We start from the raw sequence: 25,736 nt of genomic DNA, 5'->3' as shown, positions 1-25,736 counted from the left end.
AGCCTTAAAAATAGCAATACACTATTTTTAGCGGATTCATTTTGGGGATATTTTGAAATTTGATCGGATTAATCTTTTCAGAAAACAAATAAATCCCTATTTTCGTACGCAGAAAATTCATTTGAAATTATACATTTATGAAATACGATATTATTGTTTTAGGAAGCGGGCCAGGTGGTTATGTAACCGCCATCAGAGCTTCACAATTAGGCTTTAAAGTAGCTGTTATTGAAAAAGAAAACTTGGGAGGTATCTGCTTGAACTGGGGATGTATTCCAACAAAAGCGTTATTAAAATCGGCTCAGGTTTTTGATTACCTAAAACATGCTTCCGACTATGGATTAACAGTTAACGAATTCGACAAAGATTTCGGAGCTGTGATCAACCGTAGCCGTGGTGTTGCAGAAGGAATGAGCAAAGGTGTTCAGTTCCTGATGAAAAAAAATAAAATCGATGTGATCGATGGTTTTGGAAAAGTAAAACCAGGTAAAAAAGTAGATGTAACCGATAAAGACGGAAAAGTAACCGAGTATACTGCTGATCATATCATCATCGCTACTGGTGCGCGTTCCCGTGAATTACCAAACTTACCTCAAGACGGTAAAAAAGTAATCGGATACCGTCAGGCCATGACGTTACCTGAACAACCAAAATCGATGATCGTAGTTGGTTCCGGAGCTATCGGAGTTGAATTTGCACATTTTTACAACGCAATGGGAACCGATGTGACCATCGTAGAGTTTATGCCAAATATCGTTCCGGTTGAAGACGAAGATATCTCAAAACAATTTGAGCGTTCGCTTAAAAAAGCCGGTATCAAAATCATGACCAATGCTTCTGTTGAAAAAGTAGACACTACTGGAAACGGCGTAAAAGCAACGGTTAAAACAGCAAAAGGAGAAGAAATTCTGGAAGCCGATATCGTACTTTCTGCAGTAGGTATCAAATCCAACATCGAAAATATCGGATTGGAAGATGTAGGTATCGCTACCGACAGAGACAAAATCCTTGTAAACGCCTATTACCAAACCAATGTTCCGGGGTATTATGCTATCGGTGACGTGGTTCCGGGTCAGGCATTGGCACATGTTGCTTCTGCTGAAGGAATCCTTTGTGTGGAAAAAATTGCTGGTCTACACGTAGAACCAATCGATTACGGAAATGTACCGGGATGTACCTATGCTACTCCTGAAATTGCTTCTGTAGGTATGACCGAAAAACAAGCTAAAGAAAAAGGATTTGAAATCAAAGTGGGTAAATTCCCATTCTCTGCTTCCGGTAAAGCGAAAGCAGCCGGTACGCCAGACGGTTTTGTAAAAGTTATTTTCGATGCGAAATATGGTGAATGGTTAGGTTGCCATATGATTGGTGCCGGTGTAACTGACATGATCGCTGAAGCTGTAGTTGCCCGTAAACTGGAAACTACCGGTCACGAAATCCTAAAAGCAATCCACCCGCACCCTACTATGAGTGAGGCGGTAATGGAAGCTGTTGCGGATGCATACGGGGAAGTGATTCACTTATAAGATTCAAAAAAAAACATAGTAAAAAGGGCTGTTTCAAAAGAGATAGCCCTTTTTTTTATTCGGTGATTTTAAAATTTAACACGATTTTTTTAACAAAAATCACTACATTTGTAATATATTCACTTCACTACACCGCCTGATGTTCCAAAACAAACCGGATACAGGCAAAATCCACAAGTCATTAACTTTAAAATCAAATAGTATGTTTAGAAACCTAATGTATTTAGCGGTATCCCTTTTTCTATTTGCATCCTGTAGCAAAAATGAAGTGATACGATTAACAGTAGCTTCCGAAGAAGCAGACTGTGTTGGTGTAGGGCCTCAAAAATGTTTGTTGGTTAAAAAAGAAGGCCAAAAAGACTGGGAGAATCTTTATAATGGAATTGATGGTTTTATTTTTGAAGATGGAAACGAATATGTATTGGAAGTACGCGAAGAAAAAATTGACAATCCTCCTGCCGATGCGCCTTCTGTAAAATATGTTCTGGTAAACGAAATCTCGAAAACTGCAAAAACATCCGAAGGTCTACCGGCAAAAGTCGAAACACCGGTTACCCAAACCTTCCGGATTACCGTAGCGTCACAACAAGCTGATTGTACCGGTGTGGCACCACAAAAATGTTTTTTAATCAAAAAAGACGGACAAAAAGACTGGGAATTCTTGTATAGCGGTATCGAAGGTTTTACTTATGAAGCAGGTAACGAATATGTATTGGAGGTCAAAGAAGAAAAAATTGACAATCCTCCTGCCGACGGTTCATCGGTAAAATGCATACTGGTTAAAGAGATTTCCAAAATAAAGAAAATCTCCGAAAACCTTCCGAAACGTACAAAATAATCCAATTACAATACGACTGTCTGATATTCAAAATCCGACAGATATTTATAAGGTTGTCTAAAAAACAACCTTTTTTTATTTAGTTATTGCAAATTTTAACAAAATAATACGCATACTTTTTGTACTTTATCGCATCTAAAAATTATAATCCTTTCAAAACAAAACTGTATGACCCGATTGCTATGCCTTTTATTTTTACTTTTTATTCCGATTACGCATTATGCGCAGCCCGTTACACTCAATCAGGGCTATACGCTTCAAAAAGATTATTTTGCCGAAATTCCGTTTGAAAACGTTAATAATAAATTGATCATCCCTGTTGTGATCCAAAACAAAACCTACCGCTTTCTGTTAGATACCGGTGCGCCTTGTATCATTACCAGTGAACTGAATAAATTACTTCAGGCGAAATTTCTGTCTGAAATCAATATTGTAGATGCCAATGGCAAAAACGATACGATGAGAATGGTCGCCATACCCGAATTATCATTGGGAGGTGTTAGTTTTAAGGATATTCCGGCATTGGTTAACGATAATAAAATGATTTTCGAGTGCCTTAAAATCGATGGTTTTATTGGTAGTAACATCCTGCGTAATTCTATTCTGCAATTGTCTGCTACAAAAAAATCCGTTGTCATAACCGATAATCCTTCCCGATTGAATTTACGCAAAAAACATGCATCCAAGCTCTATTTGTACGACACACAAAGCAGTCCTTATATTAAAATCGCTCTGAAAAACAAAAAAGAAGCTTCCGAGGAACTCCTTTTCGATACCGGTATGAACAACCTTTATTCGATGTCATTACGAGCGTACGATATTCTAAAAGAAGAAAATCTTTTTCTCGATATCGAAGAAGGTTATGGCAATGCATCCATTGGGATATTTGGCAATTCTGAGGATACCAAAAATTACCGGTTTACCGTTCCGCAAATCAAAATCAACGGGATAGCTTTTAAAAACATGACCATCGAAACCACCAACGACAAAAATTCACGGATTGGTGCCGAAATACTAAACCACGGACTGGTTACCGTGGATTATAAAAACAAATACTTCTATTTCGAACCGTATAATGAAAGCTACGATCTGAAAGAAAAACAAATCGGCTTTAAACCAACGCTTAACAATGAGAAACTCGTGGTTGGCATTATCTGGGACGATGCGATACGAGGGATTGTTGGCATTGGGGATGAAATTGTTCAGGTAGATGACGTAAACTATGACAATGCGAATTATTGCACTATTGTGACCACACCTTCACCGTTGCGAAATAAAAACAAGGATACTTTTAAAGTGACCTTCCGAAACAGTGTTGGTGATTTGAATACCTTAACCTTAACCAAAAACTGACGCCTATGACGATACAACCGATCTACAGCAAATCCATCCCGTATCCCCTATTGCTTTTAGCTGATCCGTATATTGACATGATCAATAGCTATGTACACGAATCTTTTTTGTATGGTATTCCCGTTGGAAACGATTATATCGGCGTATATGCTTTATATCCGATCGATGAAACCGCTGTTGAGATCAAAAACATAGCCGTACGGGAAGATCACCAACAAAAAGGTATTGGCAAACTTTTATTACATCATGCCTTTTCAGAAGCCCAAAAAAGAGGGTTTCACGAGGTGATCATCGGAACGGGAAATTCCAGTATTTCACAATTGCAGTGGTACCAGAAACAAGGCTTTGAAATGACCGGTCTGAAAAAGAATTTCTTTACGGAACATTACAAGGAGCCGATTTTCGAAAACGGAATCCAATGCAAACATATGATCGTATTAAGCAAACCGATCCATCATTCCCTGTAAGAAAAACTTAGTATATTTGTAATTATAACCCAGTATTTAACCGGTACAAATACCAATTCTTATTTTATTTCATATGATCAATTTTGCCTATACCATCTTATATGTACAAAACGTAAACAAAGCCATGACATTTTACGAAAATGCATTTGGTTTTGAACGTAAATTTATCACACCCGATGAAGATTACGGCGAATTGATCACCGGTTCAACCACCCTATCCTTTGCAGTACATACTTTGGCAAAATCGAACCTAAAAGACGGTTATATCGAAAGTAATCCAACAGCCAAACCTTTTGGTATCGAATTAGGCTTTACATCCGATGATGTCGAAAAAACGGTAGCAACCGCGCTTCAGGCTGGTGCTACGTTAACCGAAGCGGTTAAATCCAAACCATGGGGACAAAAAGTCGCCTATGTGAGAGATCCCGAAGGCTTTTTAGTGGAAATCTGTAGTCCGATGTAAAATGGAACGGCTAATCCGGCATATTGAAAAATCGGTAGTACTAACTCCTGAAGAAAAAGAAATCATAGCCACAACTTTCCATTCGAAAAAATTGGCCAAAAAAGAGATCCTTCATAGCGAAGGCAGCGTTTGCCAATACAATTATTTTATCGCAAAAGGTTGTTTCCGCCTGTATCTGATCACCGAAAACGGAAAAGAACAGGTTATCCAACTCGGACTTGAAAACTGGTGGATTTCCGATTATTCGAGCTATACTTCCGGCCGATCCTCCAAATTTTATATCCAGGCATTGGAGAGCTCCGAAGTTCACTATATCAATCGTTCGGAACAGGAAGCCTTGTTTGAAAAAATTCCCGCACTGGAAAGTTATTTCAGGAAAAACCTGGAACGGGCTTATGCCGCTTCCCTTACACGAATTGAGTATCTTTTTCTGCTTTCAGGCGAAGAACGCTACCTGCAATTTGTAGGCACCTATCCGGAGTTTGCCCAACGGATTCCACAATATATACTGGCTTCTTTTTTAGGAATCAGCCCGGAATACGTAAGCGAGGTTCGCAAAAAACGGAGTTAAGCGCCTTTCTTAAACCAGCTTAATTTTTTTCCGGTCGGCACTTCCGAACTTTGTCCTGATAAAAAAATCAATCACTATGGACAATCGAATTAACATCAGTCAACTGGAACCGGAAGCGTATAAAATCATGTATGCTTTCGAAAAGTATTTAAGCACTTCCAAGCTTACACCTATTCATAAAGAGCTTATCAAAATACGGGCTTCACAAATCAACGGTTGTGCTTTTTGTATTAATATGCACACCAAAGATGCCCGTAAATATGGCGAAACCGAACAACGTATTTATGCGTTAAATGCCTGGCGGGATACCAATTTCTTCTCGGAAGCAGAAAAGGCGATTTTAGCCCTTACGGAAGAAATGACCCTCATTCCCAACCATGTGTCGGATGTGACCTACGAAAACGCACGTAAAGCGCTCAATGACGATAATTATCTGGCTCAGGTGATGGTAGCCATTATCACGATCAATTCGTGGAACCGGATCGCCATTGCTACTAAAATGATGCCGGAACAGGATTAACAAAGGGTCGCTACAAGCGACCCTTTGTTAATGTTTATTCCTTTTATACTTTTATTTCTATTACACCTGACAGGTCTTGAAAACCTGTCAGGTGTTAAGTATATTATTCTCTAATGATCATAATCGTAGCCTTAAACCCGGTAGCCAAATCCCAACGGTTGGCCGAAAGTAGTGTTCCTTTATCATCATATACGTGGAATTCGGCCGTATTCGGACCAGAGCTTCCCTGATTTAACGCTTCAAAATCGAGTTTATTAAATCCTTTCTCCAATCCAAGTGTCGTGCCTTTAAAACTAGCATCTAAAATGATCTGCGGAATCATGATTTTTCCGTTTACTAAAAACTTAATCATGTCGCCATCTACATATTCGTGATCGCGGTATACAATTTTAACGTATTCCGATTTGGTACGGATTTCCCCGAATGACTGGTCTCTTTTAAAGATACGCGAATCACCATTGCCTTCTCCTTTAAAATCCTGTTTTAGCTTTTCGACGTATACATCGCCCGGATTGGCAAATTTTTCTTTTTCGGCGCCAAACTTGGAATTATCTTCCCCTATCTGGAATGAAGAAGTAGTAGGCTTTAAGGTTTCCAGCGGATTTAAGGGCGTATCAAAAATAGACGAACTAAAATTCATCGATGGGAAAGCAGTCGAATTGGATGATTTATCCGGACTAATAGCCGGTATTTTCAAACGGGGAATCGGTTTCGACTTGGTTACAAAATCATTTTGCGCCCAACTGCTTGCAGATAACCCGATTAAAATGAACAACAGATATAACGATCTCACTGATTTACTTTTAAAGTCTAAAAATAGCAAATTCAACCCTACCTAAAAATATTCCGGCTACTTTTAACGCTATTTTATACCTTTTAATTCTTAACGTTTCATTACCATTACTGCAATCAAAAAAGAAGTAACTTCATGACTTTCCTCCTGATAACCAACTAAACAGACATACTTATGGCAACAAGAATTTTTGTAAACCTGCCCGTTAAAGACCTCAATCGATCGATTGCGTTCTTTACCAAACTGGGATTTACATTTAATCCGCAGTTTACAGACGACAAAGCCACCTGCATGATCGTTAGCGATACGATATTTGTGATGTTACTGGTACACGAACGTTTTAAGGATTTTACCCGTAAGGCAATTAGCGACGCCACACAGACAACCGAAGTACTATTATGCCTGGACACCGATAGCCGGGAAAAGGTAAATGCGATCATAGCCAAAGCCGTTGAAGCCGGTGGAACGCTTTATGCCGAACCGATGGATTACGGCTGGATGTATTCGCATAGTTTTTCCGATCTGGACGGGCATCAATGGGAAATTATTTATATGGATCCCGAAGGAATGCCGCAGTAAAATTTTATGATTTCTTTAAGATAAATCCACAGCAAATAATCCGAAAAACCGTAATCGCCTACTAACTTTTTTTGTAACTTGCAGTTCGTTACACTTTTATAAAATCATTGATCTACTCATGGTACAGCTAATGATTATGCTAATTAAACAACTTATACTGCTGATCATCAATTTCGGCCAGTTGTTGTAATTTTAACGTCCCTGACAACACCTAAACTATCTAAATCCCCCAATGGGTTTTATATAGCTGTCGACTCTTTTATCTTTAATTTTAATGCAATAAAAAATCCCTCTGTATGGAGGGATTTTTGTTTTTATTAATGCTGTGCTTAGAAAACAAACATGGCGCGTTCGCTCATCATGTCGTTTACTGCATCGGCTACTTCTTCCAATACTGCTTCATCGGTATGATTTAAAATCACTTTATCGATCAAAGCTACGATGGTTTCCATATCGGATTCTACCAAACCACGCGTCGTTACCGCAGGAGTTCCCACTCGGATACCAGAGGTTACAAATGGTGATTTGTCATCGAAAGGAACCATATTTTTATTTACGGTGATTTCAGCTTTTACCAAAGCATTTTCAGCTTCTTTCCCGGAAATATTTTTATTTCTAAGATCGATCAGCATCATATGATTATCGGTACCGCCAGAAATAATGTTATATCCTCTTTTTACAAAGGCTTCCGCCATTGCTTTTGCATTTTTCTGAACCTGCATTGCATAGGTAAAGAATTCGTCGCTTAAAGCTTCGCCAAAGGCTACTGCTTTTGCCGCTATGATATGCTCCAACGGCCCACCCTGGTTACCCGGGAATACCGATCCGTCCAATAAAGACGACATCATACGGATTTCTCCTTTAGGCGTTTTTATTCCAAACGGATTTTCAAAATCTTTCCCCATCATGATCATTCCACCTCTTGGCCCACGTAGGGTTTTGTGCGTTGTAGTCGTGATGATATGGCAATGCGGAACCGGATCGTTCATCAATCCTTTAGCAATCAAACCGGCCGGGTGTGAAATATCGGCCATTAAAATCGCTCCTACACTGTCGGCAATCTCGCGGAAACGTTTAAAATCCATATCACGGGAATAAGCCGAAGCGCCCGCGATAATCAATTTTGGTTGTTCCTGGGTTGCTACTTCCTGAATCTTATCGTAGTTTAGCATTCCGGTTTCTTTTTCCACTCCGTAGAATACCGGATTGTATAATTTTCCGGAAAAGTTCACCGGCGAACCGTGTGTTAAATGTCCTCCGTGTGAAAGATCGAAACCTAATATTTTATCGCCCGGTTTTAAACAGGCTGCAAAAACGGCCGTATTAGCTTGCGATCCGGAGTGTGGCTGTACGTTTACATATTCGGCTCCAAACAAAGCCTTAGCTCTGTCGATTGCGATTTGTTCGATTACATCCACTACTTCACATCCACCGTAATACCGTTTACCCGGATACCCTTCCGCATATTTATTCGTTAAAACGGAACCCGCAGCTTCCATTACCTGATCGCTCACGAAATTCTCAGATGCAATAAGTTCCAAGCCGTGAATTTGTCTATCTTGTTCTTCAAGAATTAAGTCGAAAATTTGTTCGTCGCGTTGCATTTTATAATATTTCGTTAAATTGACCTCAAAAATACGAAAATCGTTTGTTAAATTCACAATAGCTACTATATTTGATTTCGAATTTTTCAACAACAAAAACAAACATACAATATGCCAATAAGTGCCAATGACCCTACCCGAAAATCGTGGTTAGACGTCCCCGTGAACAGCGATTTTCCGATACAAAACATCCCTTTTGGGGTTTTTATAACTAAAGATGACGTGGTAACTATCGGAACACGTATTGGTGATTTTGCAATCGATATGGGAGCCCTGCAACAATTGGGTTATTTTGAAGGTATTGAACTAACGGACGATATGTTTATGCAGGATACGCTGAACGATTTTATCTCCGACGGTAAAAAAACATGGCGTTTAGTACGTAACCGACTAGCTGATATTTTTGACGTCGTAAATCCGCAATTACGCGATAACGATGCCCATAAAGAAATCGTTATTTTTAACGTAAATGACATCGAAATGCAATTACCGGTTTTAATCGGCGATTATACCGATTTTTATTCCAGCAAAGAACACGCTACAAATGTGGGCAAAATGTTCCGTGACCCGGACAATGCGCTATTACCAAACTGGTTGCATATTCCGGTAGGTTACCACGGAAGAAGTTCTACGATCGTGCCTTCCGGAATTCCGGTACATCGACCGATGGGACAAACCCTTCCAAATGGGGAAACCCAACCGGTATTCGGTCCGTCACGATTAGTGGATTTCGAATTGGAAACCGCTTTTATTACGACTGATGCCAACATTATGGGCGAAAATATCCCTGTGGAAGAAGCTGAAGATTATATTTTCGGTATGGTATTGTTAAACGACTGGAGTGCCCGTGATATCCAGAAATGGGAATATGTGCCGCTAGGTCCTTTTCTTGCTAAAAACTTTGCCTCTTCCATTTCACCATGGATCGTAACGTTGGATGCTTTGGAGCCTTTCCGCGTGGCAAGCCCAAAACAGGAACCGACCCCGCTTCCGTATTTACAACAAACCGGCGATCATGCTTTCGATATCAACCTGGAAGTGGCTATCGCTCCGGAAAATGCCGAGGCTACGGTAGTTTGTGAATCAAACTTTAAATATATGTACTGGACCATGAGTCAGCAGCTGGCGCACCATACTGTTAACGGTTGTCGTGTGAATTCCGGTGACATGATGGGTTCTGGTACGATTTCCGGATCTACGGAAAACAGCTTCGGATCGATGCTGGAATTAACATGGGGTGGTAAAAACCCATTAAAAATGAACGATGGTACCGAACGTAAGTTTATCAACGACGGTGATACGGTGATCATGAAAGGTTACTGCCAGAATGACCAGGTACGTATCGGATTTGGTGAAGTTTCCACTAAACTATTACCGCCGTTCGAACGAAAATAAGACACTATATTCCGAATAAAAACTCCGGTTCGTCCGGAGTTTTTTTATGCCCGTTTCTTATTATCCGCTCAAAATTTATACTTTTGGACATCTTTAAAGATTTCATTTATGAGGAAAATTACTGCTTTAGTATTCCTGTTGACATTTGTTTGCTCCTGTGGTGTCAAACAAACCCGGAATATGCTGAGTGAAGGCGATTACGACGGGGCCATTGACCGGGCTATCGAAGGATTGCGAAACAATAAAAATGCAAAAGGAAAACAAGATTATGTGTACCTGCTGGAAGAGGCGTTTGCCAAAGCCAAAGACCGTGATCTTCGCACCATTGAACTCCTTGTTAAAGATGCGAATCCTTCCAAACTGGAAAAACTATACAATACCTATTTACAGCTTAACAACCGCCAGGAGCACATTCGTCCGTTATTACCACTCCGACTTATAAAAGAAAACCGGAATGCTATTTTTCCGTTTGACGATTATTCCGATCAGATTGTAAGCAGCAAAAATGCACTGGCCAAATTCCTGTACGACAATTCCAAAGCCTTAATGGCAACCAATAATAAACTGAATTACAGAAGAGCTTACGATGATTTCGCTTATCTGCTAACGCTGAGTCCTAACTTTAAAGACGTTCCCAAATTAATGGATGAAGCGCAATTTAAAGGAACCGACTTTGTAAATGTATACTCTAAAAACGAAACCAATATGGTAATTCCGGTACGCCTGGAGTCGGATTTACTGGACTTCAGTACGCTTGGCCTGGACGACAAATGGACCGTTTACCATAGCAATCGTCAAAAAGGGGTTACCTACGATTATGGCCTTATTGTTAACTTCCGTGACATTAAAATATCTCCGGAGCAAATTAAAGAGCGCCAGTTTATCAAAGAAAAACAAATCAAAGATGGTGTTAAAAATCTGGTTGATGCCAATGGGCGCGTGGTTCGCGATAGTTTGGGAAAACCCGTTAAAGTAGACAATTTCCGTACGATCCGAATTGATATTTACGAGTTTACACAGTTTAAAGCCTGCCAGGTAACAGCCAAAGTAGATTATATCGATTTTAAAACCAACCAACTGATCGATTCATTTCCGTTGAGCAGTGAATATGTTTTCCAGAATATCTATGCCAACTATCAGGGCGATCGTCGTGCCTGCGATGATAACTATTTTAAATATTTCGATCGCAAGCCGATTCCGTTTCCGGGTAACGAACAGATGGTTTATGATACCGGTGAAGATCTGAAAGCAAAACTAAAAAACATCATCACCCGGAATAAATTCCGTCGCTAATATTGTTGAAAAACACCCGAAAAGCACTTCTAAAAGAAGTGCTTTTTTTATGCGCAGGCCCCGTAAATATTAACAAGAAGTATAATATTAATTATTTGTTAATAAATATTTCGCATTTTGTACCATATAAATAGTAATTTTATGAAAATCAAATCTATACATTATGAAAAAAAACCTACTGTACATTTCGATGTTGTTTTTAGGCATCTGCGGGCATGCTCAGAAACTATCCGATTTTAATCGCGTAAACGTCGAGGGATTTTTTACTAATCCCGTAGTTTCGCCAGACGGAACACATGCCCTTTTAACCGGCGAACATTTTAAAGGTATTTACCTTTTGGATCTGGCCAAAAATACGGTACAAAAAATTTCCGATAAGGACGGAAGCGGTTACGGCTATACCTGGGATCGCAACAACACCACCTTTTATTTTAAAGAAAAAGGTGACAAAGAATTCTTTGCACAGTCGAGAGTGTATGCCTATGATGTGGCGACTCAGAGACGTGAATTAAAAGACGACATTAACCACACATTTTTGCCATCGTACCAGGGTAAGGAAACTCCAGTTGTGGTTTACACCAATCTAATGACTTTAAAGATCGAAGCAAAAGATCTTGCTACAGAAAAAACATGGGTCATCACCAACGACGAGGGGCAGTTTTATAATGCCTTATTGTCTAACGATGGTAAAAAAGTGGCCGTTCATAACGGAGCGGATATTTTTGTTTACGATCTGAATGGTGAAAACAAACCCGTTAAAGTCGGAACCGGAATCGCAACCGGATGGTCGGCAGATGACAAATTCTTATTAGGATTTTTAGACGAAAGTGAAGACGGACATAGCGTGAGCAACTCCGAATTGTATCTGTTTGATACCAAAGCTTTCAAACCGAGAAAGATCACGAACACCGAAGTTTTTACCGAAATGTTCCCTTCATTCTACGGAAAAAACAAAGTATTGTTTGCCGATGACAAAACCGGTAGAATTTTCACTTCTGAACTAAAAAACTAATGCTATGAAAAAAATAACTACACTCCTTTTTGCCCTGATATTAGGTTTCGCAGCAAATGCACAAATCATTGTTCTCGATCCGGGACACGGCTATGGCGCCACAACCAGCGATAATCCCGATGGCCGAACCGCTACTGAAATTGAAACCTCTCTTGAAGTCGGTTTACGAACCCGTAACCTGATCCAGGGAAGTTGTTCCTGGACGGTATACATGACCCGTACCACGAATCTAAACAGTTGGATTTCGGTAACACAACGTGCAACCATGTCGAACAACTGGAATGCCGACCGCCTATTGAGTATTCACTGTAATGCTGGTGGTGGAACCGGTACCGAAACCTTTTATTGTACCGCCGACGATACGAATACGGCTCCGGATATTGCTTTTGCTCAGAAAATCCAAACGGATATGGTATCCTACGGTTCGTGGACAAACAGACGCTGCGTGGAGGACAACAGTTTCCTGGCGTATCACCTTGGAGTACTGCGCTATTCCTCCGCTACGGCATGTTTAAATGAAATCGGTTTTGTGGATACCACTTCCGATGCGGCCAAACTAACCAGTTCTACCTGGAGGGATTCGTTTGCATCCGCTTACTTTAATGCTTTTAAATCGAATTTAGGACTAACTTGTAGTACGAGTGCTCCAGGTGCGTTTACGTTAACCGCTACACCGGAATGTAACGGAAGCGCGACCCGCGTTCGATTAAACTGGACGGCTTCGACCAATGCGACCAGTTATGATATCTATCGTAACGGGGCGTTATATGCGAGTAGCATTACCGGAACACAATATCTAAACACGGCGGTTACGTCGGGAACGGCTTATACCTACTATGTAAAAGCGAAAAATGCCGGAAGTGCAACAACCAACAACTCCAACGGAACCTTGTCGGCTACACCACCGGCTTGTGGCGCTCCGGGTGCATTTACAGTTACCTTAACACCAACTTGTAGCGGAACAACCAGCGCTATAAACGTGACGTGGACGGCTTCTGCCAATGCCACTACCTACGATATCTATCGTAACGGAAACTTATACGCTCCGGATGTTACCGGTACTTCGTTTTTAAATACCTATTTGATCAACGCTGGTTCGACTTATACCTATTCGATGGTAGCAAAAAACAGCGCCGGATCGACCAGCAATTCCAATGGAACCCGTTCGGCTGTAGCGATTAGCTGTGGTGCCCGAATGGCTGCGGAAAGTCCTGTAAATGGTTTTGAAAACCTACAATTATATCCGAACCCGTCTGATGGTTTTGTAAACTTATCGGTAGAAAATATCGCCGATCAGAAAGTAAACCTGATGTTGGTGGATACCAACGGCCGTATTGTATTGGAAAGCAATGTGATGCCGTCCAACAATACGCTATCCGAGCAAATCGATATCCGCAACCTGGCAACAGGTATGTATATTTTAAAAATCACAACCGGAAATAAAGAATATATCCGAAAAGTGGTGAAAAAATAAAGAACTGTTTTGACGGTTAAACCGGGATTAATCATATGATTAATCCCGGTTTTTTATTGAATAAATCGTACAAAAACACCCATTTAAAGACAAAAAACAGCATTTTTATTATTTTTTTCAACTTATGTTATAATTTATATTACATTTGTCCCGATGAAATTAACTGCGTTACATAGTAACCGTTCCCTACGGAAAAGCTTGTCCACTACTTCGCGGACAGTGCGGAGTCTATTCTAGTACCCGAGTTTTTCCTGTTGTTATTCATCTTCTATTTTTTCCCGTTTTGGAAATAGCTATTGTTTTTACCGGCTTTATTAGCCTTATTTTAAATACCCTTTTAGTACTACCGTTTGCAATCCCTGCAACACGACGGTAAACACTGCTTTTTTCGAAACATCCCGACGGTTTCGACTCCTTTCCATATCCCTTTACTTTTTATTGTTTATTAATATTTACCCATCATTGTAAAAGATGAATGTAATCATTGTTATTGCTCAAAAGGAGCATTATGTCTATGCGGCAGAGATTTGCGATACTATCGAAACCTCAGCCTTACAAAGATGCACCGGTATTGCCAAAAGGACACCGGAATACATCCGTAAAAAGATCGATATGCAGGATGCTGTTATCGCACTCGAAAACGGAAAATTCGCCGGTTTTTGTTATATCGAAAGCTGGAGTCATGGCAAGTTTGTGGCACATTCGGGCCTTATTGTCCATCCGGATTACCGCCACCTCGGACTGGCTAAAAAAATCAAAACGTTTGTTTTTGACTATTCGCAAAAAAAGTATCCCGAAGCTAAAATTTTTGGGATCACTACCGGTCTGGCCGTGATGAAAATCAATTCCGATTTAGGTTACCGGCCGGTGCCATTTTCGGAACTAACCGATGATCCGAGCTTTTGGAGCGGTTGCAGGACCTGTTCGAATTTTGACATTCTACAGCGGAAGGAAAACAAAATGTGTCTTTGCACCGGAATGTTATACGATCCGAACGAAAAAAGAAAGCCAAAAGCAACCTATACCTTTAATCAGAAAGTGTTAAGCCGACTAAAAAATATCAAACAGGCACTTTTCTTAAAAAAATAAATACGATGACAGCACAACCTACAGCCAAGGAAATCAAAAAAATAGTTGTAGCCTATAGCGGCGGACTCGATACGTCTTTTTGCCTGAAATACCTGCAAAATAAAGGGTATCAGGTGCATACCGTTTTGGTAAATACCGGTGGTTTTTCGGTAGCCGAATTAGAAGCCATCACGACCCGCGCCTACGAATTGGGAAGTTTTCAGCATACCAATTGTAACATTATTGAAAAATATTATCAGAAAGCCATCAAATACCTCGTTTTCGGGAATGTACTAAAAAACAATACCTATCCGCTTTCGGTAAGTGCCGAAAGGGTTTTTCAGGCATTGGAAATCGTCCGTTATGCTCAAAAAATAGGAGCCGATGCGATAGCCCACGGAAGTACCGGAGCCGGAAATGATCAAATTCGTTTTGATCTTATTTTTCAAACTATAGCGCCGGAAATTAAAATCATTACCCCTATACGCGATCTTGCATTATCCCGTCAGGAAGAAGTCGATTATCTCGAAAAACAAGGGGTTTTCTATTCTTGGGAAAAGGCGCAATATTCGATCAATAAAGGAATCTGGGGAACCAGTGTAGGCGGAAAGGAAACGCTAACCTCACATCTTCCGTTACCGGACGAAGCGTATCCGTCGCCATTACAAAAAACAACACCCGAGAACGTCGTTCTTGAATTTGAAAAAGGCGAACTGATAGCTGTAAACGGCGAAAAAGCTGCTCCAACAACCAATATCGCCAAACTTGAAAGTTTAGCCACTGCTTTTGCGATTGGTCGTGACATTCATGTGGGCGATACCATTATCGGGATTAAAGGACGTGTCGGTTTTGAAGCCGCCGCTCCGCTGATTATTATCAAAGCACATCACTTACTCGAGAAACATGTGTTAAGTAAATGGCAACAATACTGGAAGGAACAACTGGGGAATTGGTATGGTATGCTTTTTCACGAAGGCCAATACCTCGATCCGGTGATGCGTAATATCGAAACGTTTCTAACCGATACGCAGCAAACCGTAAGTGGAACAGTCACCGTTACCCTAAAACCCTATCATTTTTCGCTCGATGGTATTGTCTCGGAACATGATCTAATGAACACCGAATTGGGTCAGTATGGCGAAATGAACAATGCCTGGACGGCTACGGACGCAAAGGGTTTTATCAAAATCCTTGGAAATGCACAAACTATTTATTCACAGGTAAATGCACTCAATTATGATTAAGACAGGTATTATTGGCGGTTCGGGCTATACCGCCGGAGAGTTATTACGTTTGCTCCAAAACCATCCCAAAACAACCGTCGACTTTGTCTATAGCACGACCAATGCCGGGAAACCCGTTGCAAAAGTTCATCAGGATTTATTGGGCGATACGGATCTGCTCTTTACCGATACGATCAATCCCGAAGTAAATCTTGTTTTTCTTTGCTTAGGTCACGGTCAGTCGAAGGCATTTCTTGAAAAACACCATTTTGCTTCCCATACGCGTATTATCGATCTGGGTAATGATTTTCGTTTACATCCCGATGCCGGTTCTTTTGTGTACGGGCTGCCGGAACTAAACCGTAAAAAGATCAAAATGACTCAGTTTGTAGCCAATCCAGGTTGCTTTGCTACTGCGATACAACTGGCATTAGTACCTTTAGCACAACATCAGGAACTACAAAACAGTATTCATATCAACGCGACTACCGGTAGTACGGGTGCTGGTGTACAACCTTCCGGGACTACGCATCACAGTTGGCGTACGAATAATATGTCGCATTACAAAGCTTTTGAACACCAGCATCTTGACGAAATCCAACAAAGTCTGGACAAACTGCAACCCGGTTTTAATCAGGAGTTGCTGTTTATTCCAAACCGTGGGGATTTTAGTCGTGGAATCTTCGCGACTCTATATACCCAAACAGAGAAATCGCTGGATGCAATTGTTGCCTTATACAAAACTTTTTATCAGAACGATCCTTTTGTAGTTGTTACTACCGACACCATTCATCTAAAACAGGTCGTGCAAACCAACAAATGTATCATCAGTCTGGAAAAAAAAGGAAAGTACCTGTTAATCACTTCCATTATCGATAACCTGATAAAAGGTGCTTCGGGACAGGCGATACAAAATATGAACCTGATGTTTGGTCTGGACGAAAAAACCGGACTGCAACTAAAATCAGGCAGTTTTTAACCCCTTTAATTTTTTAACAATGTCTTTATTTAATGTTTATCCAATATACAACCTCACTCCTGTCCGCGCTTTAAACGCAACGGTATGGGATACTAACAACCAGGAATATCTTGATTTTTATGGGGGTCACGGTGTGATTTCCATTGGTCATTCTCATCCGGCCTATGTAAAAGCCATTACCGATCAGGTTGGAAAAATCGGTTTTTATTCCAATTCCATTCAAAACCCGATACAGGAACAATTGGCGCAAAAGCTGACTTCCCTATCCGGTTATCCCGACTATTCGCTGTTTTTGTGTAATTCCGGTGCCGAAGCCAATGAGAATGCTTTAAAACTGGCTTCCTTTCACAACGGAAAATCAAAAGTGATTGCGTTTCAAAAAGCGTTTCACGGGCGAACCTCAGCCGCTGTGGCGGTAACCGATAATCCTTCGATTGTAGCGCCGCTTAACAGCAAACACGAGGTTGTTTTTCTTCCGTTAAACGATAGTGATGCCGTTGCATTGGAAATCGCCAAAGGGGATGTTTGCGCCGTGATCATCGAGGGAATTCAGGGCGTAGGTGGCCTGGACGAGGGAACTACAGCGTTTTTTCAGTTTTTACAACAGATCTGTAATGCGAATAATGTTGTCCTGATTCTGGATGAAATCCAAAGTGGCTATGGACGTTCCGGGACGTTTTTTGCACACCAGCATCATGCGATTCAGCCGGATATTATTTCGGTTGCCAAAGGAATGGGCAATGGTTTCCCTATCGGCGGAATTCTGATCCATCCAAAATTTAAAGCATCCTACGGTTTATTGGGTACTACCTTCGGCGGAAATCACCTGGCCTGTGCAGCGGCTTTGTCGGTTTTGGAAACCATCGAACAGGAACAACTGATCGCAAATGTCACTTTGATCCATGATTATTTTATAGCACAGGTTAAACAAATTCCTGCGGTAAAAAAGATAAAGGGTAAAGGACTGATGCTTGGACTGGAATTCGATTTCGACGTTAGCGCATTACGTCAGAAACTGATTTACGAGGCTCATATTTTTACCGGAAATGCATCGCAGAAAAATCTTTTGCGCCTTCTTCCGCCCTTATCCATCACCCAAAAACAGATCGATTTATTTGTAAACGGACTCGAAAAAGTCCTTGCCACTTTAGACTAAAACACCATGAAACATTTTACATCCGTAAACCATATAGACGATCTCGACGAGCTGTTATTACTGGCCAAACAGATCAAATCCGATCCTTATGCACATAAAGCATTAGGTACCAATAAAACCATTGGGCTTTTATTTTTTAATCCAAGTCTGCGAACCCGATTGAGTACGCAAAAAGCCGCGGCTAATCTGGGAATGAATTGTATCACTTTAAACCTGAATACCGAAAGCTGGAGTCTGGAATTTGAAGATGGCGCCGTGATGGATGGCGCTAAATCCGAACATATCAAAGAAGCCGCGCAGGTGGTTGCGCAATACTGCGATATCATAGCAATCCGTAGTTTTCCAACGCTAACCGATAAGGAAAAAGACGAAGCAGAATATGTGATCAACGCTTTTATAAAAGCCGTTTCTATTCCGGTGATCAGTCTCGAAGGCTCTTCGGAACATCCGTTACAGGCCGTAGCCGATATACTAACCATACAGGAATATAAAACCCTACAAAAACCAAAAGTGGTGTTAACCTGGGCGCCACATCCGAAGGCCTTACCCCATGCGGTTCCAAATTCATTTGTCAAAATGATGCAAAAGGCTAATGTCGATTTTGTGATCACCCATCCGGAAGGTTATGAACTCAATCCCGAAATCACGCAAAACAGTACCATAGTGTACAACCAGGATAAGGCTTTTGAGAATGCCGATTTTATTTATGCCAAAAACTGGAGCAATTACAACGATTATGGTGCTATTACCTCTCAGGATTTGTCGTGGATGGTAACCCCGGAAAAAATGGCGCTTACCAACCAGGCTAAGTTTATGCATTGTCTTCCGGTACGCCGTAACCAGATTGTGAGCGATGCGGTTTTGGATGGTGAAAATTCCATAGTGATTCCGCAGGCGAATAACAGAACTTATGCCACACAGGCAATACTGACTAAAATTTTACAGGATGAAAAAAGCTAAACCGGAACTAACCCTTGCTAAAATCGGCGGAAATATAATTGATGATCCGATTGCTTTGCAACAGGCGCTTACTGCTTTTTCTCAGCTAAAAGGTGCCAAAATTCTGGTACATGGCGGCGGTAAAGAAGCCAGTAAAATTGCAGAAGCGCTAAACCTCGAAACGCAAATGGTGGATGGCCGCCGTATAACCGATCAGCCGATGCTGGATGTGGTTGTAATGACCTATGCTGGGTTGATCAATAAACGAATTGTCGCGCAACTCAGCGCCTTGGAATGTCCGGCTTTTGGTTTTTCCGGAGCCGATGGTAATCTGATTCAATCGGAGAAAAGAACCGTTCAGGATATCGATTTCGGTTTTGTGGGCGATATCCGTCATATTAATACTCCGCAACTCCTTTCACTGCTTAGTACAAAAGCGGTACCGGTATTTTGTGCCATCACGCACGACGGAAAAGGTCTGTTGCTCAATACCAATGCCGATACCATTGCCGCGGAACTGGGTATCGCTTTGTCGGATGCCTATTCGGTAAAAATCATCTATTGCTTTGAAAAACAAGGTGTTTTGATTAATACCAACGACGAATCGTCTCTGATTCCAATACTAACGACATCGAAATACCGCGATCTGCTGGCTATCGGTGCCATTTATTCGGGAATGATTCCCAAACTCGATAATTGTTTCAGCGCATTGACAAAAGGCGTTGATCGCGTGATCATCGGAAACCTATCCACTTTAGAAAATCAAAATGCAATATGTACCATCATCCAGCTGTAACTATGAAAACGATACCCACTTTAACCGCCGAAGCGATTCTTTTATTAAAAAAGCTAATCGAAACGCCTTCTTTTTCCGGAGAAGAAAACCAAACAGCATTGCTACTAGCCGACTGGTTCGAACAGCATACCATTCCCTATAATCGGGAGAATAATAACCTCTGGGCCTATAATCGTCATTTCGACAGTACAAAGCCTACGTTATTACTCAATTCCCATCACGATACCGTAAAACCCAATCAGGCCTATACGCTCGATCCGTTTACCGCTTTGGAAGAAGACGGGAAAATATTCGGGTTGGGTAGTAATGATGCCGGCGGCTGTCTCGTGTCGCTACTGGCTACATTCGTTTATTTTTATCCACAGGAAAACCTATCGCATAACATCGTGATTGTGGCTTCCGCCGAAGAAGAAAGCAGCGGTCCAAATGGTCTGAATAGCGTGTTACAACACCTTCCGGAACTGGATTGTGCCATTGTGGGCGAACCGACCGAAATGCAATTGGCCATAGCCGAAAAAGGACTTTTGGTATTAGACATAACCGTACACGGAACCGCCAGTCACGCGGCACACGACAACCCGGACAATCCGATTTATAATGCGTTAAACGTAATCGAATGGTTTCGGAACTATCGCTTTGAAAAAGTATCCGAAATACTCGGCCCGGTAAAAATGACCGTTACACAGGTCAATGCCGGAAAACAACACAATGTAGTACCATCCGAATGCCAACTGGTAGTCGACATCCGTGTTAATGATCAATATAGTAATACTGAAATTCTCGATACAGTTGTACAATCCGTAAACGCAACAGTACAACCGCGATCGATGCATCTCAACGCTTCTTCCATCGCGCCGGAACATCCATTGGTTCGATCGGGTGTCGCGTTGGGGCGTACGACCTACGGTTCGCCTACCCTTTCCGATCAATCGGTTTTAAGTTGTCAATCTTTAAAATTAGGTCCCGGGAATTCGCTGCGTTCCCATACGGCCAATGAATTTATTTACCGCCATGAAATTGAAACAGGAATCGCTTTGTATATCGAAATCCTCAATGGCTTTTTTAACAAAAAAACAGAATAGTATGAAACTATGGGACAAAGGGATCGCCACCGATCAGAAAATAGAAAACTTTACCGTTGGAAACGACCGGGAACTGGATCTGGTACTCGCCCGATACGATGTACTGGCTTCGATTGCCCATGCCAAAATGCTGGCCAAAACAGGTCTATTAAAAGAACAGGAAGCCACCGATATCGTTCTGGTACTGGAAGATATTCTGCAATATTGCAACAGTAAAAGTTTTACCATCGATACGGATTTTGAAGATGTACATTCCAAAATCGAATTTATGCTGATTGAAAAATTGGGCGCCACCGGGAAAAAAATCCATATGGCACGTTCCCGAAACGATCAGGTTTTGGTGGCTGTACATCTTTATTTAAAAACCGAAATCGGCGAACTGAAAAACCTGATTACGGAATTATTTGAATTACTGCTTGTTCTTGCCGAAAAGTATCAGGACGTTTTATTACCGGGCTATACGCATATGCAAATCGCCATGCCATCGTCGTTTGGCCTGTGGTTTTCTGCCTATGCCGAAAGTCTTATCGACGATATTATCGTATTAAATGCCGCGCTACAAGTAGTGGATCAAAATCCGTTGGGTTCGGCAGCCGGCTATGGTAGTTCGTTTCCGATCGATCGTATGCATACCACACAATCGCTAAAATTTTCGACCTTGAAATACAATGTTGTAGCCGCACAAATGAGCCGCGGTAAGTCCGAAAAAACAGCCGCTTTTGCAATGAGTAGCATCGCAGCAACCTTATCGAAAATGGCAACCGATGCGTGCTTGTATCTGTGCCAGAATTTTGATTTTATCAGGCTTCCCGGTCATTTAACCACGGGGTCAAGTATTATGCCGCATAAAAAAAATCCGGATTTGTTTGAACTGATCCGCGGTAAATGCAATAAAATACAAAGTCTTCCTTACGAGCTGACGTTACTAACGAATAACCTGCCCAGTGGTTATCACAGGGAATTTCAGTTGTTAAAAGAAGGCTTATTTCCAGCTGTGGAAAATTTAAAATCCTGTTTGGAGATGACCTGTTATGCACTACAGAACATCGAAGTAAACACCTCCATTTTAAAGGATTCGAAATACAAACACCTCTTTACCGTTGATACACTGAACGAACTGGTAACCCGGGGCATTCCGTTTCGCGATGCGTATAAAATCGTAGCGGAACAAATTGAAAAAGGGACTTATACTGCCCCGGAAGCGATTTCTCATACCCACGAAGGTAGTATTAATAATTTGTGTCTGGATGAGATCCGTCAAAAAATGCAGGCAGTACTATAAATAAAAAAGAGGTTCCGAATGGAACCTCTTTTTATTCGGCCCATCGTTTCAGATCGTCGGCCTGTATCGCGCTATGGGAAGCGTTATACACCGCTTTCCCATCTTTGATCACTATAAGTTGCGGCGATTCGTGTTGTACACCAAAACGCTCCGCTATCCCATTCGAAAGCGGTCGGTGTTCCAGTAAATCCAAAAAATACACATCCAGCTCGTCGTCCAAAGCATATTCCCGTTCAAATTGTTTTAAAGCCATACGGCTAATGCTACATCGGGTACTGTGTTTAAAAATAACCACCGGTTTTTCGAAAGACTGTTCCGCAATCGCATCCAAAGTGGTCGTTTCTAAACGTTTCCAGTTCACCTTTGAAGGAACAGCTTCTTCCTGTCCTCCGAATATTTTATCCAAAAATCCCATTTCTGTCCGATTTTACGCCATTTTGGCATTTATTTTTTGTAAATTTAAGTGCTAAAACGCCAATTTGTCTTGTTTTTCACATTGGAACATAAATTGACTATTACCAATCAAAGGTAAAAAATAACTATCACAATCGACAAACAACATTTAAAAATATGAATTTTAATAACCTAACAATCAAATCTCAGGAAGCCCTGCAACAAGCACAACAAATTGCGCAAGGTTCAGGCCATCAACAAATCGAGAACGAGCATATCTTTAAAGGTATCCTCGAAGTTGATGAGAATGTGGCACCATTCATTTTGAAAAAACTGAATGTGAATGTAAACCTGTTCAAACAAATTCTGGACAGTACGATTCAAAGCTTTCCAAAAGTAAGCGGAAGCGAACTGATGTTTTCCCGCGATGCCGGAACAACGTTAAACGAAGCGGCCAATATTGCTAAGAAAATGAACGACGAATATGTATCGATCGAACATTTATTATTGGCGATATTCAAATCGAAAAGCAAAGTGGCACAGATCTTAAAAGATCAGGGTGTGACCGAAAAAGGCCTGGAAAGTGCCATTAATGAAATCCGAAAAGGCGAACGGGTAACCTCAGCTTCGGCCGAAGAAACCTATAATGCCTTAAATAAATATGCGAAAAATCTGAACCAGCTGGCCAACGACGGTAAACTGGATCCTGTGATCGGTCGTGATGAAGAAATCCGCCGTGTATTACAGATTTTATCCCGTCGTACCAAAAACAATCCGATGTTGGTTGGAGAACCAGGTGTGGGTAAAACCGCAATCGCCGAAGGTCTGGCACACCGTATTGTTCAGGGAGACGTACCGGAAAACCTAAAAGACAAGGTAGTCTTTTCATTGGATATGGGTGCGCTGATTGCCGGAGCCAAATACAAAGGGGAATTCGAAGAGCGTTTAAAATCGGTTGTAAAAGAAGTAACTTCGGCCGAAGGCGACATCGTGTTATTTATCGATGAGATCCATACATTGGTTGGCGCCGGAGGTGGCGAAGGCGCGATGGATGCGGCGAATATTCTGAAACCGGCTTTGGCCCGTGGGGAATTACGAGCTATCGGAGCGACTACGCTGGACGAATATCAGAAATATTTTGAAAAAGATAAAGCACTGGAACGCCGTTTCCAAAAAGTTATGGTGGACGAACCGGATACCGAAAGCGCAATTTCGATCCTACGCGGTATCAAGGAAAAATATGAAGCCCACCATAAAGTGCGTATCAAAGACGATGCGATTATTGCCGCTGTGGAATTGTCGCAACGCTATATCACCAATCGTTTCCTTCCGGATAAGGCAATTGACTTAATGGATGAAGCTGCTTCCAAATTGCGTATGGAGATCAACTCCAAACCGGAAGAACTGGATGTTTTGGATCGTAAAATTATGCAGCTGGAAATCGAAATTGAAGCGATTAAACGTGAAAACGACGAAAACAAGCTTAAGATCTTAGGTCTGGATCTGGCCAACCTGAAAGAAGAACGCAACGAGATTTTCGCCAAATGGAAATCGGAAAAAGATGTTGTGGATAATATTCAGGCGACCAAACAGGAAATTGAAGATCTGAAATTACAGGCCGAACGCGCCGAACGTGATGGCGATTACGGTAAAGTAGCCGAAATCCGTTACGGAAAAAGCAAAGAAGCACAGGAACGTCTGGACGCCTTACAAAAACAATTACAGGAAAACCAATCCGGTCATTCGTTGATCAAGGAAGAGGTTACCCATGACGATATCGCAGAAGTCGTAGCCAAATGGACCGGTGTTCCGGTAACCAAAATGCTGCAAAGCGAACGCGAAAAATTATTAAAACTGGAAGACGAATTGCACCACAGAGTGGTTGGACAGGAAGAAGCCATACAGGCGATTAGTGATGCCGTACGCCGTAGTCGTGCCGGTTTACAGGATTCCCGAAAACCAATCGGTTCGTTCCTTTTCTTAGGGACTACCGGTGTGGGTAAAACTGAATTGGCAAAAGCCCTGGCCGAATACCTGTTTGACGATGAAAATGCGATGACGCGTATCGATATGAGTGAATATCAGGAACGTCATAGTGTGAGCCGACTGGTTGGTGCGCCTCCGGGATATGTAGGTTATGACGAAGGTGGACAGTTGACGGAAGCCGTTCGAAGAAAACCGTATTCCGTAGTCTTATTGGATGAAATTGAAAAGGCTCACCCGGATACGTTTAACATCCTGTTACAGGTATTGGACGAAGGACGTTTAACGGACAACAAGGGTCGTCTGGCTGATTTTAGAAATACGATTATCATCATGACCTCCAATATGGGTAGTCATATCATACAGGAGAAATTCGAGAACCTGAAAGGAAGTATCGAAGCGGCAACCGAAGCCGCCAAAGTGGAAGTACTTGGTTTACTAAAACAAACCGTTCGTCCGGAATTTATCAACCGTATTGATGAGATCGTAATGTTTACACCGTTGAGCTCGGCTAACATCCGTGAAATCGTAGGATTACAGTTAAAAAGCGTGATCAAAATGCTGGCACAACAGCATATTACGATGGATGCCACACCGGAAGCAATCGATTATCTGGCGCAAAAAGGATACGATCCGCATTTTGGTGCACGTCCGGTAAAACGGGTGATCCAACGTGAAGTGCTAAACGAATTGTCCAAGGAAATCCTTTCCGGTAAAGTAGCGACCGATAGTATCGTGTTACTGGACAGTTTCGATGGCCAATTGGTTTTCCGCAATCAGGCGGTAACCGATTCACAATAAAAAATAGCCGTAGTAACGGATCACAACATAGAATAATTTGGTTTTCATAATACCCGTAAGGGTTGGTTTTTGGTTGAAAACACCGGTTCCGTAAAAAGGCCGGTGTTTTTTTATTCGCTAAAGTTTTATAAATTGGATTCCTTTTT

Annotated in this window: 24 protein-coding genes; 21 read left to right on the top strand and 3 right to left on the bottom strand. The window is 41.5% G+C overall.

The features are described 5' to 3' along the window. Positions 1–137: 137 nt before the first annotated feature. The 7 genes from lpdA to E6C50_RS09095 all read left to right on the top strand — a co-directional run bounded on the left by lpdA (position 138) and on the right by E6C50_RS09095 (position 5,738). Positions 138–1,526, top strand: a complete 1,389-nt coding sequence (gene lpdA / locus E6C50_RS09125; protein WP_136402886.1) for a dihydrolipoyl dehydrogenase — start codon at positions 138–140, stop codon at positions 1,524–1,526. Between the two features lie 202 nt (positions 1,527–1,728). Then, complete coding sequence (locus E6C50_RS09120) at positions 1,729–2,364, top strand: DUF4377 domain-containing protein (RefSeq protein WP_230978984.1); 636 nt, start codon at positions 1,729–1,731, stop codon at positions 2,362–2,364. Between the two features lie 168 nt (positions 2,365–2,532). Beyond that, positions 2,533–3,717 (top strand): retropepsin-like aspartic protease, encoded by a 1,185-nt coding sequence (locus E6C50_RS09115; RefSeq protein WP_136402885.1) that lies wholly within the window; start codon positions 2,533–2,535, stop codon positions 3,715–3,717. A gap of 5 nt (positions 3,718–3,722) precedes the next feature. Then, on the top strand, positions 3,723–4,184 hold the full coding sequence (locus E6C50_RS09110; protein ID WP_136402884.1) for a GNAT family N-acetyltransferase: 462 nt from the start codon (positions 3,723–3,725) through the stop codon (positions 4,182–4,184). 73 nt (positions 4,185–4,257) lie between these two features. Continuing rightward, positions 4,258–4,647: a VOC family protein gene (locus E6C50_RS09105; protein WP_136402883.1), complete on the top strand. Its 390-nt coding sequence runs from the start codon at positions 4,258–4,260 to the stop codon at positions 4,645–4,647. Position 4,648: 1 nt separating this feature from the next. After that, entirely contained in the window at positions 4,649–5,218 is a 570-nt protein-coding gene (locus tag E6C50_RS09100; protein WP_136402882.1) for a Crp/Fnr family transcriptional regulator, read from the top strand. A 76-nt stretch (positions 5,219–5,294) separates the two neighbouring features. Then, positions 5,295–5,738: a carboxymuconolactone decarboxylase family protein gene (locus E6C50_RS09095; protein WP_136402881.1), complete on the top strand. Its 444-nt coding sequence runs from the start codon at positions 5,295–5,297 to the stop codon at positions 5,736–5,738. A 103-nt stretch (positions 5,739–5,841) separates the two neighbouring features. On the opposite strand, the gene E6C50_RS09090 is transcribed toward E6C50_RS09095, so the two are convergent. After that, positions 5,842–6,531, bottom strand: a complete 690-nt coding sequence (locus E6C50_RS09090; RefSeq protein ID WP_136402880.1) for a hypothetical protein — start codon at positions 6,529–6,531, stop codon at positions 5,842–5,844. Positions 6,532–6,705: 174 nt separating this feature from the next. On the opposite strand from E6C50_RS09090, the gene E6C50_RS09085 reads away from it, so the two are divergent. Beyond that, entirely contained in the window at positions 6,706–7,110 is a 405-nt protein-coding gene (locus E6C50_RS09085; RefSeq protein ID WP_136402879.1) for a VOC family protein, read from the top strand. Between the two features lie 329 nt (positions 7,111–7,439). Here the strand turns inward: E6C50_RS09085 and glyA are convergent, their stop codons facing one another. After that, positions 7,440–8,714, bottom strand: coding sequence for a serine hydroxymethyltransferase (gene glyA, locus E6C50_RS09080; RefSeq protein ID WP_136402878.1), 1,275 nt, complete (start codon positions 8,712–8,714; stop codon positions 7,440–7,442). A gap of 111 nt (positions 8,715–8,825) precedes the next feature. Between glyA and fahA the strand changes: the two genes are divergently transcribed. From fahA to argH, 12 genes are all read left to right on the top strand, one after another. Beyond that, entirely contained in the window at positions 8,826–10,109 is a 1,284-nt protein-coding gene (fahA, locus tag E6C50_RS09075; protein ID WP_136402877.1) for a fumarylacetoacetase, read from the top strand. A 108-nt stretch (positions 10,110–10,217) separates the two neighbouring features. Then, on the top strand, positions 10,218–11,402 hold the full coding sequence (locus tag E6C50_RS09070) for a hypothetical protein (RefSeq protein ID WP_136402876.1): 1,185 nt from the start codon (positions 10,218–10,220) through the stop codon (positions 11,400–11,402). Between the two features lie 163 nt (positions 11,403–11,565). Beyond that, positions 11,566–12,414, top strand: a complete 849-nt coding sequence (locus E6C50_RS09065) for a TolB family protein (RefSeq protein ID WP_136402875.1) — start codon at positions 11,566–11,568, stop codon at positions 12,412–12,414. A 4-nt stretch (positions 12,415–12,418) separates the two neighbouring features. Further along, positions 12,419–13,888, top strand: coding sequence for an N-acetylmuramoyl-L-alanine amidase (locus E6C50_RS09060; protein ID WP_136402874.1), 1,470 nt, complete (start codon positions 12,419–12,421; stop codon positions 13,886–13,888). 471 nt (positions 13,889–14,359) lie between these two features. Next, positions 14,360–14,977, top strand: coding sequence for a GNAT family N-acetyltransferase (locus E6C50_RS09055; RefSeq protein ID WP_136402873.1), 618 nt, complete (start codon positions 14,360–14,362; stop codon positions 14,975–14,977). A 32-nt stretch (positions 14,978–15,009) separates the two neighbouring features. Further along, positions 15,010–16,200 carry an argininosuccinate synthase gene (locus E6C50_RS09050; protein ID WP_136402939.1) on the top strand — a complete coding sequence of 397 codons (1,191 nt, stop codon included), beginning with the start codon at positions 15,010–15,012 and terminating at the stop codon, positions 16,198–16,200. Then, positions 16,193–17,158 carry an N-acetyl-gamma-glutamyl-phosphate reductase gene (argC, locus tag E6C50_RS09045; protein WP_136402872.1) on the top strand — a complete coding sequence of 322 codons (966 nt, stop codon included), beginning with the start codon at positions 16,193–16,195 and terminating at the stop codon, positions 17,156–17,158. Before E6C50_RS09050 ends, argC begins: the two co-directional genes overlap by 8 nt. Before the next feature lie 19 nt (positions 17,159–17,177). Next, positions 17,178–18,314, top strand: a complete 1,137-nt coding sequence (locus E6C50_RS09040) for an aspartate aminotransferase family protein (protein WP_136402871.1) — start codon at positions 17,178–17,180, stop codon at positions 18,312–18,314. 6 nt (positions 18,315–18,320) lie between these two features. Further along, positions 18,321–19,274, top strand: coding sequence for an N-acetylornithine carbamoyltransferase (locus E6C50_RS09035; protein ID WP_136402870.1), 954 nt, complete (start codon positions 18,321–18,323; stop codon positions 19,272–19,274). Then, on the top strand, positions 19,261–20,049 hold the full coding sequence (gene argB, locus E6C50_RS09030; protein ID WP_136402869.1) for an acetylglutamate kinase: 789 nt from the start codon (positions 19,261–19,263) through the stop codon (positions 20,047–20,049). Before E6C50_RS09035 ends, argB begins: the two co-directional genes overlap by 14 nt. Before the next feature lie 2 nt (positions 20,050–20,051). After that, entirely contained in the window at positions 20,052–21,131 is a 1,080-nt protein-coding gene (locus tag E6C50_RS09025) for a M20 family metallo-hydrolase (protein WP_136402868.1), read from the top strand. Position 21,132: 1 nt separating this feature from the next. Continuing rightward, the gene (gene argH / locus E6C50_RS09020; RefSeq protein ID WP_136402867.1) at positions 21,133–22,413 is read left to right on the top strand and encodes an argininosuccinate lyase; all 1,281 of its coding nucleotides are present in this window, start codon (positions 21,133–21,135) and stop codon (positions 22,411–22,413) included. Between the two features lie 31 nt (positions 22,414–22,444). On the opposite strand, the gene ytxJ is transcribed toward argH, so the two are convergent. After that, the gene (ytxJ, locus tag E6C50_RS09015) at positions 22,445–22,828 is read right to left on the bottom strand and encodes a bacillithiol system redox-active protein YtxJ (protein ID WP_136402866.1); all 384 of its coding nucleotides are present in this window, start codon (positions 22,826–22,828) and stop codon (positions 22,445–22,447) included. A gap of 155 nt (positions 22,829–22,983) precedes the next feature. Here ytxJ and clpB point away from each other — a divergent pair, with 155 nt between their 5' ends. Next, positions 22,984–25,590 (top strand): ATP-dependent chaperone ClpB, encoded by a 2,607-nt coding sequence (gene clpB / locus E6C50_RS09010; RefSeq protein WP_136402865.1) that lies wholly within the window; start codon positions 22,984–22,986, stop codon positions 25,588–25,590. Positions 25,591–25,736: the final 146 nt, after the last annotated feature.

The organism is Flavobacterium supellecticarium, assembly GCF_004801375.1.
Classification (GTDB): Bacteria; Bacteroidota; Bacteroidia; order Flavobacteriales; family Flavobacteriaceae; genus Flavobacterium; species Flavobacterium supellecticarium.
The sequence above is the reverse complement of the archived record's forward strand: the minus strand, read 5'-3'. Positions and strand labels throughout refer to the sequence as shown.